This is a genomic window from Methanospirillum hungatei (assembly GCF_020216685.1).
Taxonomy (GTDB): Archaea; Halobacteriota; Methanomicrobia; order Methanomicrobiales; family Methanospirillaceae; genus Methanospirillum; species Methanospirillum hungatei_B.
In genome coordinates, this window is the sequence record NZ_JAIWNS010000176.1 from 1 (window position 1) to 11281 (window position 11281).

13 protein-coding genes and 1 pseudogene are annotated in these 11281 nt (G+C 51.1%); 7 read left to right on the forward strand and 7 right to left on the reverse strand.

The annotated features are described in order from the left end of the window. Nucleotides 1-1167: ATP-dependent DNA helicase RecQ (locus tag LDL35_RS10995; protein ID WP_304022387.1), on the reverse strand; the 1167-nt coding region annotated here is incomplete at its 3' end. Between the two features lie 176 nt (nt 1168-1343). On the opposite strand from LDL35_RS10995, the gene LDL35_RS11000 reads away from it, so the two are divergent. Next, nucleotides 1344-1916 (forward strand): chemotaxis protein CheW, encoded by a 573-nt coding sequence (locus LDL35_RS11000; protein ID WP_304022389.1) that lies wholly within the window; start codon nt 1344-1346, stop codon nt 1914-1916. Here LDL35_RS11000 and truA read toward each other — a convergent pair. After that, nucleotides 1913-2743, reverse strand: a complete 831-nt coding sequence (gene truA / locus LDL35_RS11005) for a tRNA pseudouridine(38-40) synthase TruA (protein ID WP_304022390.1) — start codon at nt 2741-2743, stop codon at nt 1913-1915. The genes LDL35_RS11000 and truA overlap by 4 nt on opposite strands. Then, the gene (locus LDL35_RS11010) at nt 2710-3375 is read right to left on the reverse strand and encodes a PHP domain-containing protein (RefSeq protein ID WP_304022392.1); all 666 of its coding nucleotides are present in this window, start codon (nt 3373-3375) and stop codon (nt 2710-2712) included. The genes truA and LDL35_RS11010 overlap by 34 nt, the downstream gene beginning before the upstream one ends. 47 nt (nt 3376-3422) lie before the next feature. Here LDL35_RS11010 and LDL35_RS11015 point away from each other — a divergent pair, with 47 nt between their 5' ends. The 5 genes from LDL35_RS11015 (at nt 3423) to LDL35_RS11035 (ending at nt 7664) form a co-directional block, all read left to right on the forward strand. Beyond that, on the forward strand, nt 3423-4838 hold the full coding sequence (locus LDL35_RS11015) for a dihydropteroate synthase-like protein (protein WP_304022394.1): 1416 nt from the start codon (nt 3423-3425) through the stop codon (nt 4836-4838). 142 nt (nt 4839-4980) lie between these two features. Next, nucleotides 4981-5352: a Mov34/MPN/PAD-1 family protein gene (locus LDL35_RS11020; protein WP_304022396.1), complete on the forward strand. Its 372-nt coding sequence runs from the start codon at nt 4981-4983 to the stop codon at nt 5350-5352. Continuing rightward, nucleotides 5349-5819 carry an adenylyltransferase/cytidyltransferase family protein gene (locus tag LDL35_RS11025; RefSeq protein ID WP_304022397.1) on the forward strand — a complete coding sequence of 157 codons (471 nt, stop codon included), beginning with the start codon at nt 5349-5351 and terminating at the stop codon, nt 5817-5819. The genes LDL35_RS11020 and LDL35_RS11025 overlap by 4 nt, the downstream gene beginning before the upstream one ends. Further along, a complete protein-coding gene (locus tag LDL35_RS11030) occupies nt 5816-6310 on the forward strand; it encodes a DUF367 family protein (RefSeq protein WP_304022406.1) in 495 nt (164 codons plus the stop codon). The genes LDL35_RS11025 and LDL35_RS11030 overlap by 4 nt, the downstream gene beginning before the upstream one ends. A 43-nt stretch (nt 6311-6353) precedes the next feature. After that, a complete protein-coding gene (locus tag LDL35_RS11035; RefSeq protein ID WP_304022399.1) occupies nt 6354-7664 on the forward strand; it encodes a lipopolysaccharide assembly protein LapB in 1311 nt (436 codons plus the stop codon). Between the two features lies 1 nt (nt 7665). Here the strand turns inward: LDL35_RS11035 and LDL35_RS11040 are convergent, their stop codons facing one another. Both LDL35_RS11040 and LDL35_RS11045 read right to left on the reverse strand, forming a co-directional pair. Next, nucleotides 7666-8247: a DJ-1/PfpI family protein gene (locus tag LDL35_RS11040; RefSeq protein ID WP_304022400.1), complete on the reverse strand. Its 582-nt coding sequence runs from the start codon at nt 8245-8247 to the stop codon at nt 7666-7668. Nucleotides 8248-8255: 8 nt separating this feature from the next. After that, nucleotides 8256-9383: a hypothetical protein gene (locus LDL35_RS11045; protein WP_304022402.1), complete on the reverse strand. Its 1128-nt coding sequence runs from the start codon at nt 9381-9383 to the stop codon at nt 8256-8258. A gap of 120 nt (nt 9384-9503) precedes the next feature. Between LDL35_RS11045 and LDL35_RS11050 the strand changes: the two genes are divergently transcribed. Continuing rightward, nucleotides 9504-9884, forward strand: a complete 381-nt coding sequence (locus LDL35_RS11050; RefSeq protein WP_304022404.1) for a pentapeptide repeat-containing protein — start codon at nt 9504-9506, stop codon at nt 9882-9884. Here the strand turns inward: LDL35_RS11050 and cofH are convergent, their stop codons facing one another. Both cofH and LDL35_RS11060 read right to left on the reverse strand, forming a co-directional pair. Beyond that, nucleotides 9885-10970, reverse strand: coding sequence for a 5-amino-6-(D-ribitylamino)uracil--L-tyrosine 4-hydroxyphenyl transferase CofH (cofH, locus tag LDL35_RS11055; RefSeq protein ID WP_304022405.1), 1086 nt, complete (start codon nt 10968-10970; stop codon nt 9885-9887). Between the two features lie 3 nt (nt 10971-10973). Continuing rightward, a pseudogene (locus LDL35_RS11060) lies at nt 10974-11281 on the reverse strand (S26 family signal peptidase); the annotation flags it as partial.

Consider the following 11281-nt stretch of genomic DNA (forward strand, 5'->3'; position numbering starts at 1 on the left):
ATCCCATGATTCACCAAAATATGTCAGGAGAACGGCACGCCTGCAGGCACGTGACTCACAATACCCGACCATCTCATGCAGCTTCCGGAGACTGACCTGCCGTTCGGTCCCTTCTGCCATCTGTTCAATCAGGTACTCAATCTTGCGAAAATCCCCTCGTGAATAGAGGAGCAGACATTCTGCAGGATCACCATCCCTCCCGGCCCGTCCTGTCTCCTGGTAATAATGCTCAAGGTTTTTCGGGAGGTCAAAATGCACCACGAACCTGACATCAGGCTTGTTAATCCCCATCCCGAATGCTACCGTCGCAACAATGATCCGAACCTCATCCCTTAAAAACCGGTCCTGGGTCTCATGTCTGACCGACTTTGGCAGATCGGCATGGTAAGGAAGAGCGGAGAACCCGTTCTTCTGCAGTACTTTTGCAAGATCGGTAACCTGCCGTTTTGAAAAACAGTATACAATCCCTGACTCATTCGGATGACTCTTCAGGAACTGAACCAGTTGCTGCTCGCCGTCTTCCTTCTTTACAATCCGGTAGATGAGGTTTTCACGATTGAATGAACCGACAAAGACCGCAGGGTTATGAAGACTGAGCTCATCTGCGATATCACTCCTGACCGAAGGTGTAGCGGTTGCCGTCAGTGCAATAATCGGAACATCGGCAAAGGTTCTTCTGATAATTGAGAGCTTGCGGTATTCAGGCCTGAACTCATGCCCCCACTGGGAGATGCAGTGGGCTTCGTCTATGGCAAAAAGGCTGATTTTGATGGATTTTAAAAACTCAAGAAATGATGGCTGCACCAGTCGTTCCGGAGAGATATACAAAAGTTTGAGTGACCCATCAAGAATAGATCCTTCAATGCTCCGTTTATCCTTCACATCCTGGGTGCTGTTCAGAAATGCGGCAGGAATCCCCGACTCTGCCAGACAATCCACCTGATCTTTCATAAGAGCAATCAGGGGTGATATGACAATCCCGACTCCGTCCCTGATCAGAGCCGGTATCTGGTAACAGAGTGACTTTCCCCCGCCGGTTGCGATCACCGCAAGCACGTCCCGCCCCTGGAGCACGTGGGTGATGATCTCCTTTTGTCCTGGCCGAAATGTTCGGTACCCAAACCACCTGTGCAGGACATCTTCCGGAAGAGGGCCTTTCATTTGCATACAGGTTATATCGGATAAAAGAAAACTGCATCTTCTCAGGCCCTGTATGAGGAACTCAATATCAGGAAAAAATTCATAAAAGGAGCGAAACATTCATGAGTATACATCCTGAAATGATGACTTACAGAGAAGTGCCGGCATAAGTTATGGAGATGCCGGGGATCAGAGGATAAAAAATGGGCACATTTCTTGTTGACTATCAGAACCAGGAAACAGCTTCAGATACCGAACCGGTGATTACACACAGATCAATACAGACCGCCCGGGCTGCGACGAAAGGGAGTGGAACCCTTCAGGTTGTAGAATTCATTCTGGGAAATGAACTCTTCGCCATAGACCTCTTTGACACGCGGGAAGTTATAAATACAACCGAAATTACCCCGCTTCCAAACACTCCCTCATTTATCAAGGGGATCATCGACTTACGGGGGATAATAACCACCATCATCGATCTCAAAGAGATGATGCATATCACCAGGGAGGCAGACGGGAAGAAGCGGGCACGTATCATCGTCCTTGATGCCGGTGTATCAGAGAAGATGATAGGAGTGCTGGTTGATGATGTGCTGGCGGTCTCGACCTATACTCAGGAGGATATCGACCGGGACACCCATGCCTCAAAGAGAAGTGACCGGGACATCCTGGGCATTATCAGGAAAAAAGTCAGAACTGCTGATCATGACAAAAATGAACTGATCATCTGGCTTGATATCAGGACCATGATCGACAAGGTCAGGCAGGACCTCTAACCCTCCCGGCCGGGTACAAGGAGCGAGTACACCGTCCCTAACAGATGCAGCTCTTCTGACTGACGGACTATCCTTTTTACTTTGAGCCCCTGAACCGGGATCTCATGCCAGTCAAGATCTGCCTGCACATCCCAGAGGATGAGCCCGTCCGGTGGTGCAGGTTTGACCTTATTTTTACATGCCCCTGAAAGATACTGCGCAAGATCCCTCATGGTCATCTCCCCTTCAGATACCTGAAACAGGGATCCGGCTATGCACCTGACCATATGCCATAAAAAACTCTGTGCAGTGACGATAAGCCGGCACCCGTCCTCATCTGATACAACCGTTATCAGATCAATCGTCTTTACCGGGCTTTTCCCCGGCTCTATCCGTGCAAAGCAACGAAAATCATGAGTTCCCAAAAACAAACCGGCAGCATCGCTCATGGCCCTGAGGTCTGACGGAGGCCTGCTGAAATAATATCGGTAGGTACGGTTTATGACATCATATCTTGGGTAAAACGAATCAGGTACCTGAGCCCAGTCAGTCACCCAGATATCAGGAGGTAACTGCCCGTTCAGGGCCCGTACCGCGAGATCCGGATGAGAGGTTGAGAACGCAAGAATCTGGCATTTTGCATGGACACCGCGATCGGTCCTGCCTGAAAGGGCAAGCCGTGACTCCTGACGACTGGTAATTATCCCTGCCCGTACACAGGCAGCCTCTATCTCTCCTTCCACCGTCCGCTGATCAGGCTGGTACTGTGATCCAAAAAATGAGGTCCCGATATACCCGATCCGAAAGGCCAGTCTTATGAGTGGAGTCTGCCCCGGATCTTCCGCCATGAGTTTCGCAATGACTGTTTGGTATAAATTCTGACCGGGGTTTTTCTCCCGGCAGGTTTTGTCTTTCCTTCCTGTATGGCTGAAAGAACAGACCCGATATCCCGTTCAGCATCGATCAACGTCCGTCCATACCCGATAAACCGGGCATTATGGGCATCACTCCCGGCAACAGCGGGCTTTCCCATAGCCCTTGCAAGACGCATCGCCCGATGGTTTGCATGAGGGATGACATACCGGCTGTTATACACCTCAATCGCATCAGCAGCACCAAATGCCTCGGCACACTTCAGTGCGGCGCCATGCCGGTACCGGTGGAACGGGTGAGGAAGAATGGTAATCCCACCGGCCTGTCTTACTTCCTGTATGGTATCAAGAATCGGAAATCCGGGAAGGGGAGCTTTTTCAACACCCAGTGCAATCAGGTGTCCTTCCCTGGTTGAAACCTCCACACCGGGTATTATCAGGATATCGGCAGATATCTCACAGGCTATCCGGTACCCGTCCATGGTATCGTGATCTGTTATTGCAATAACATCCATCCCTGCCGTGACAGCAGCAGCAAGCACCTGTGCGACCGTGCTCTCTCCGTCCTTTGAACAGGAGGTATGGATATGGAGATCGGCTTTGAGCATCCCTGACTACATTATTTTTTTATCTTCCCGGTATTAAGGAAAGGGTGATGAGGATCCTGCTGCCTACCGGAAGAGTTACGTATACCATCGTTCAGGATGCTGCAAAAGGCTTTGACGCGGATGTGGTAGTGACCGGAGAACTTGCTTCATTTCTGACTCCTGCACAGGTACGCTCCCTTCTTATGTCAGATACATCCTATGATCTCGTCCTGGTGTCCGGGATGTGCACGGCATCATTTACAGACGTGGAACAGGAGATGGGTATTCCAATTTACCGGGGACCCCGTCATGCGGCTGATGTCGGCCTTGTGCTCCCGTTGATTGGAAAGATTGAACTCTCCAGGGACATTCCTGCCGATGAATTTCTGTCAGGTGAACGGAGAAAAGAGGCATATGCCAGGATCTCACGAAAGGAAGCGGAGAGGGAGCCGGCATTTGCTCTGAGGGGGGTAAAGATCGGCGGTGGGACCAGGATAAAAGTGCTTGCAGAGATCATGGACGCCCATAAAACCCCCGACATCCGTACAAAGGTCCTGAAATTTTTTAAAGAAGGGGCCGATATCGTGGATCTCGGATTCGGGTTTGACGCAACACCGGACGATGTTCGCGCAGTATTCCGCCAGCTTGAGGATATTGAAAGGCCGCTTGCCGTCGATACCCAGGACCCGGCACTTATCAAAGCCTCGCTCTTCCGGGCCGATCTCATCCTTTCCCTGCAGGAAGAGAACATCCCTCAGGTTGGAGAGAAGGTTGCAGAGGCAGGATGCGGAGCCGTTATCGTGCCTGGTGAGGCAGGACTCCTTGCAAACATCCGGCTGGCAGAAGCATCCGGGATCACCAGAGTCATTGCAGACCCGGTTCTCCAGCCCTGTGGTTCAGGACTGGTAGAGTCGCTTGCCGGGTTTACCGATCCAGAGTGCCCCCTCTTTTTTGGTGCAGGAAATGTCATCGAACTCTGTGATGCAGACTCGGTTGGTATGTGTGCCCTTCTTGCCGGTATGGCTTATGAAACCGGTGCATCAGTCATATTCTGCAGTGAACACAGTGACAAGACAGCCGGATGTATCCAGGAGATGCGGACCGCAACCGATATGATGGCTCTCATGGACGGCCGGCCGTACCCGAAGGATCTTGGTATTGACCTGTTTTGGATAAAGGAGAAGAGAAGGCGAAGGGAACCACCACTTGAATATTCTGATAGTATTATGGCCAGTCCGATGCCACGGGAGATAACCTATGATCCCAGGGGAAATTACCGGATTGGGATTGAGGACGGGTATATTGTTGCGGTCCGGAATGGAAAGGCGATAAAGGGTACCAGATGGCAGGATGTACTCTATACCATTCTCCAGACAGACGGAGTATCGCTCTTTGACCATGCCGGGTACCTCGGTGCCGAATTGTTCAAGGCAGAACTTGCAATCAGGTTCCAAAGAAGTTTTGAACAGGACGGGCCGTTCTGAACACAATAGCCTTGTATCATCAGAACCGATGAATAGGAAGGATCATTTAGAGGCTACAGGAGAAATGGAATATTTCAATACCATAAGAAGTTTTTTCCAACGGATTTTTCCCCATATCAGACATAAAGGCCGCATTAAAACAGTGAATATCTTCGCAATCAAACGGATCCAGCTGGATCTCCTCCTTGCAATGGGCAGGGGATCACATCCCCGTGAGTTTGCCGCACTCCTGTCAGCAGAATCCGGAATTATTTCTGATATCTATCAGATACCAGGGTCTATCGGAGGAGAGGCAAGTGCCCAGGTTCCGTTTGAGATGGTCCCCTTGAACCTGCATATCGTCGGAAGCGCCCATAGCCACCCGAACGGGGTATTACGCCCGTCAGATGCAGATATACGCTTCTTCTCGGTCAGTGGCAGCCGTCATATCATCGTCAAAGACCCGTATGGCCCGGATGACTGGCGGTGTTTTTACCCTGACGGAACCCCCGTCGCCCTTGAGGTGGTGCCATGATCCGGGTTGTTGCAACCGGAACCTTTGACATCCTCCATCCCGGCCATCTCTGGTACCTTGAGGAATCAGCAAAACTTGGCGACGAACTCTATGTGATCGTTGCCCGTGATGCAAATATCCGCCATAAACCACGGCCGGTCATTCCGGAAGACCAGCGATTGGTGATGGTAGCAGCCTTAAAACCGGTCACTCATGCCGTGTTAGGGGATCTGGAGGATATGTTCCGTCCAATCCGTGAGATGAAACCTGATATCATCACCCTTGGCTGTAACCAGCACTTTGACCCTGAAACACTGCAAAAGGCACTGGAAAAACAGAACATCAGGGCACAGGTTGTCAGGATATCAGAACATTCCAGTTCCCCTTTTACCAGTTCCCGGGACATTGTCAGAAAGATTGCAGAGCGGACGCAGCAGGGGACCCTGACTCAGGAGACGGGGGAACCAAGAGAGTGTGGTGCCGTGTGATCCCCCTGCTCGCATACCGGGATAATTCATGTGATCCCAGAAAATGCACGATGAAAAAACTTGAGCGTGCCGGGATGGTCAGACTCTTCTCCCGTCTTTCGGCCATTCCCCGGACCAGCCTCATCCTTGACCCGACGGCAGAACAGGCCCTCTCACCGGCCGACCGGGAAAAGACGCGGACCATTACCGCCCTTGACTGTTCATGGGAGGTCCTTGACACTGATCAGGTCCGTTCATGGAGATTTAAACGGGCCCTGCCATATCTGCTTGCTGCAAATCCGGTGAATTTCGGAAGACCCTTTCGTCTCACCTCAATAGAGGCCATGGCTGCAGCACTCGTTATTCTGGGAGAGAAAAGTCAGGCAGAGGAGATTCTGGCAAAGGTCAGCTGGGGGAGTAGGTTTTTACAACTCAACGAGGAGCCGTTGGCTGCATATGCAGGAGCACAGGATAGTCAGGAGGTCATTGCTATTCAGGGAGAATTCTTCTGACAGAATTTATCTACTGTGAAAATACCATACCAATGAGGAACTGATGGGGATTCGAGACTGGATTGGAGGACAGGAAGGGAGCCCGGCAACGCCGTACTGTCAGAAAGGAGAGACACAACTTGCAAAGGAGAAGTATGAGGCGGCAGTTCAGACTTTTAACCGTGGCATTGAACTGGACCGGAGCCATCCTGGATGCTGGATTGGGATGGGAAAAGCATTTCTCGGTCTTGGCAGGTATGACCGTGCGGATGACTGCTTTATCCGTGCCCTCGATATCGATCCGGAAAATCCTGAAGCCCTGACCATGCGGGCGTCTGTCCTCCGCCTCGTCGCCCTTCAGAACCAGGATCCCATGCGGTGCCTGGAAGCAGTCGAGATCTGCAACAAGACCTTAAAGACCCATCCTGAGTACGGGCCGGCCCTCCATGAGAAAGGGATGGCACTCTGGACCCTGGGAAAACGTGACGAAGCAATGAGCCTGTTTGAGCAGGCGAAAAAGATACATGCATCATACCAGTACCCCTGGGATCTGAAAGGGCGGTACCTGTTCGAAAAGAGGCAGTACCATGAAGCAATCGAGGCATATGAAGAGGCACTCGAGAAAAAACCCCAGGACCCGGATCTCCTCTTTTCCATGGGCCGGGCTCTCATGAAGATCGGGGGGTACCACTCTGCCATCCAGTTCTTTAAGAAATGCCTCAAGATTCGTCCTGATTACACCGCTGCATGGCTGCTCCTTGGCAACTCCTACAAGGTCTTAAACCAGTTTGATGAGGCGATAGATGCCTACGAAGAGGCGATGGAACTGGATCCGGGCAGCACCAAATATCGCAAGTATATCGCCGATGTATACCTCGTGATGGGGAAAGAGGCCCTGTATAAGGAAGGAAAACCCCAGGAGGCCATTGAATACTTTGATAAGACCATCAGGATGATCGCAAATCACATCACTGCCTGGTTCTCAAAAGGGGTGGCCTATAAAAAACTCGGGGCATACCGGAATGCAACGGCATGTTTTCTCAGAGTGGTGGAGATGGACCCTCAGAACGGGCATGCCTATTATGAGATGGCCCAGATCCTTGAAAAGACCGGGAATAATGAGGAGGCGATCCGGTGTTACCTTGAGACGATCCGGTGCGACCCGTCCCATACCGATGCCATGTATAAGGTAGGAAACCTGCTCATGGAAGGCGGGGACTATAAAAACGCCATCGCCTATTTTGACCGGGTTCTTGATAAGATTCCGGAGTCGTCGGTAACCTGGTTTGCAAAGGGAAAAGCACTCCAAAGACGGGGACAGCAAAAAGATGCTGACCGGTGTTTTGAACGGGCTTCAAAACTTGCGACGCGATAGGTCAGATATCAAAGCCCAGCTTATTTGGTGCAGGAACAACCTGTGGTCCGTTAAATTCTGGATTTCCATACAGGTATTCAACGATCAGCTCGGCAAACCTCTTTGCATCACTCGGATCACGGGCAGTCACCAGCCGGTCCAGGAAGACAAACGGCTTATCCTCAAACTTCACGTCCATCTTCATCATCTCCCTGATAGGAGCTCCGGATATGACCGTTGCAGGACGCTTTTTTAATATACCTGCCCGTGCCATGACCACCGGTGCTGTACTGATGGCCCCGATGACCTTGCGGTGAATCCGGAAGATCTTCACCAGCTCAAGAAGGTCAGGGTTATTCCAGAAATGGGCCTGGGCTCCATGTCCTCCTAATATGGCAAGGGCGTCAAACTCATCCTCTCTGGTCAGGATGACCTCCTCAAAACTTAAGGGGACATACACCCGGCCACCAAACGTACCCTTGGCCTGCCCTTTTTCCCTTGACACAAACTCATACGGGATCTTATTCTGATCAAAAACCGCCATGACCTGTGCCAGTTCCTTGTCATGGTACTGGGTTGGGGGGACTGCTATCAGGATTTTCATAGAAAAAATCAGGTGGTGGATTCTGATGAACCGCCACTCAGGTAGTCAGCCATATCCGGTGTGATATATCCAAGTTCACCCAGACCAAATGTGCCTTTCTCCACTTCACCAAACTTCGGGAAGTCAGGAAGCGTACTGTTGGTATTATTCGGGATGATATCATCAAAGTATCCGATGGCTTTCTCAGCCTGATCATAATACTTCTTGGATTTCTCATAATTCTCCTCACCATTAGAGACAGATGAGACATAGGTCCGGTCATTGATATATGCCTCATAAAAGTCCCGAGCCTGTGAGATCAGATAGAAGAATGCATCAATGTAATTCGCCTTAGTATAGAAGTCCTCTGCGACATTCATACTGAGGAGATCCATATAGGTGCTGTCTGCCCAATCAAGTCCTTCACCAGTCAGGAAGCGATGACCCGGAGACATTTCTGTCTTGTCATTGGTTGGATCATCATCAGGGAGCCGTGCCCGATCAACATAATCCTCAAACCAGCGGATAGTTTTTGTCTTGAACTTCTCGGTCTGATCATCAGCAGATGAGTCAGGAGCCTTCTGGGTCATCGGAATGGCAATATCCAGACCTTCAAGGGTGTCGCCCTGCTGCTCTGCTTTTTCTTCAGGCATCGGTTCCCCTGCCGGCGGGAGAGTGAACATAGTCATATTCGGATAGAGATCCTTGATCTTGTTCCAGAACTCGGCAGCGACCTGACGGTACTGATCTGCAACGGTATAATATTCAGAACCATCCGTTGTCTTTGAGACGGATTTTAAATAAGCATGATAATCAGTATAGGTCTCTCCTGCCTTGGAGGTATAGTAGAGATATGCCGCGATGTTATGTGCGTTGGGGTAGAGATCCGGACTGACGTTCTCCATAATCAGCCGGTAGTAGGCGTCAGTCACCTCACTCAGCTTTGTCCCGGTCGGGACAGAAGAGTTTGATATCTTTCCGATGATCTTTTCAGCCTCACTCGTGAATGCTTCGTCATTGTAGGGTTTCGCATCAGAAGGGGCCTTCATACTCAGGGGCATCAGTTCAAATGTGGGTGCAAATCCGGCGCTGCAGATGGATACACAGAGCACCAGAGCAGCGATGCCGGTCAATATAAGATATACGCTGCGTTTCATACCCTCAGTCATCATATAGGCAACTCAAAAAGGTTTCCTATTGTGATTGAAAGGACTGGTTATGCCGGTTGCGCCTGATAACAGATATAGCCATACCAGTCTAACCCTCAGGGAAACAAGGTGGGCTGTGTGGCGGACGAGAAACAGGTTGAAGCAATAAAGGGAGGTGTCGCTTCATGGAATCAATGGAAGGCAGAAAATCCGAGGAAACGACCGGATCTAAGAGGGGCTCACCTGACAGGCCTCTCCCTTGATGGGATCAACCTGAACGGGGCCCGGTTATCTGAAACTGACTTTGAGTTTTCCAGTTTGAGAAAAGCAAATTTTGCCGGGGCAGACCTTACCAGGGCAAACCTTTCCAATACTGACCTGACCGATGCGATATTTCTCAATGCAAATCTGCAGGGGGCACGACTTACCGGGGCAACGGTCACCAGGGCAGATTTCCGGGGCGCAAATGTTGCCGGGGCAGATCTCAGGCAGATAAAGCGCGGGCTCTGATCAGGAGACGATAGAATATACGGTGGTCCGTTCTGCAAGGACCCTGCCCAGGTCGGCACACATATGCTCCATCTCTTTTGGATCCAGGTATTCACTCATCCCGCCTCCCGCTTCCCCGGTGACATCATCTAAGTACATCGTCCCGGCCAGGTCATCCGCACCGGCCAGTAATGCCATCTGTGTCATTTTCACTCCCAGTTTCGGCCATGACACCTGGATATGGTCAAAGTTGTCCAGAAAGAGCCGGCAGACCGCGGTTGTCACCAGATCATCCCGTCCGGTCGGCCCATACTGTACCAGACCTTTCTCATACAGGGGCGTCTTCTGATGGATGTACGTAAGAAGGACCATCTCGGTAAATCCGCCGGTATCATCCTGAATCGTCCTGATACGGTCCAGGTGTTCTGCACGATCCCGGGGAGTCTCCGTAGATCCATACATAATGGTTGCCGTTGACCGAAGACCGCGGCCGTGTGCTTCCCGTGTTATCCGCTCCCACACATCAGTCTTCACTTTTGCCGGACATATCGTCTTTCTGACATCATCGACCAGGATCTCGGCAGCGGTCCCCTGAAGGGTGCCAAGACCTCCCTTCATAAGACGGTCAATGACCTCTGATGTCGGAAGATTCTCCTTTCGTGCGACAAAATCCACCTCATCCGGGGAGAACGCATGAATGTGCACCGACGGATACACCTCATGGACCCATCGCATGAACAGAAGGTACGTCTCCAGAGTAAAATCAGGATGCACCCCGGAGAGAAAACAGATCTCAGAGACCTTCCGCTCTTTTGCTGCCCGTACCTGCTCCTTTACCTCCTCCTCTCCAAACAGGTATGCTCCCGGGCTGTTCTTTGTCCGGCCAAACCCGCAGAATCCACAGAGGTTCTTACAGATATTCGTGATATGGATATTCTGGTTTCTGACAAAGGTCACCCGGTTTCCGTTCTTCTTCCTGCAGAGCTCATCTGCAGCACGAAAGAGATCAAACACCTCATGGCCCGTGACTGAAAACAGGAATGCTGCCTCATCCACGGTGAGGCGATGACCGGCAAGAGTGTCAGATAAGAGGGTCTGCAGATGCATGGGTCAGACCTTCCTGCCCGATTTCATCTCCTCCTCCCGCTTTGCCCGGTTTCGGAGATAGAGTTCATGAAGGACCATGATGGCGACCACGATGATGATAACAGGAACAATATTGAGGGGGAGGTATCCGACCAGGGGAACCTGATACATGGCTTTCCCGATGATCCATTCTTTTTTGACCGGTTCGATGGGTCCGCCCAGGTTGCGGTAATTTGACCATCCGACCTGATCGATCACCGGGTTATTATCACCTTTGGTAATATATCCTGCATGAGGAGCGGTATACGTCCCTGTTCTCTGGCCAGCAGTAA

What these genes read in the sequence shown, in the direction of transcription:
- LDL35_RS11010 (WP_304022392.1), bottom strand. Translation starts at nt 3,375, where the DNA reads ATGCTCAAAGCCGATCTCCATATCCATACCTCCTGTTCAAAGGACGGA.
- LDL35_RS11025 (WP_304022397.1), top strand. Translation starts at nt 5,349, where the DNA reads ATGATCCGGGTTGTTGCAACCGGAACCTTTGACATCCTCCATCCCGGC.
- LDL35_RS11015 (WP_304022394.1), top strand. Translation starts at nt 3,423, where the DNA reads ATGAGGATCCTGCTGCCTACCGGAAGAGTTACGTATACCATCGTTCAG.
- LDL35_RS11040 (WP_304022400.1), bottom strand. Translation starts at nt 8,247, where the DNA reads ATGAAAATCCTGATAGCAGTCCCCCCAACCCAGTACCATGACAAGGAA.
- LDL35_RS11045 (WP_304022402.1), bottom strand. Translation starts at nt 9,383, where the DNA reads ATGAAACGCAGCGTATATCTTATATTGACCGGCATCGCTGCTCTGGTG.
- truA (WP_304022390.1), bottom strand. Translation starts at nt 2,743, where the DNA reads ATGGCGGAAGATCCGGGGCAGACTCCACTCATAAGACTGGCCTTTCGG.
- LDL35_RS11000 (WP_304022389.1), top strand. Translation starts at nt 1,344, where the DNA reads ATGGGCACATTTCTTGTTGACTATCAGAACCAGGAAACAGCTTCAGAT.
- LDL35_RS11035 (WP_304022399.1), top strand. Translation starts at nt 6,354, where the DNA reads ATGGGGATTCGAGACTGGATTGGAGGACAGGAAGGGAGCCCGGCAACG.
- cofH (WP_304022405.1), bottom strand. Translation starts at nt 10,970, where the DNA reads ATGCATCTGCAGACCCTCTTATCTGACACTCTTGCCGGTCATCGCCTC.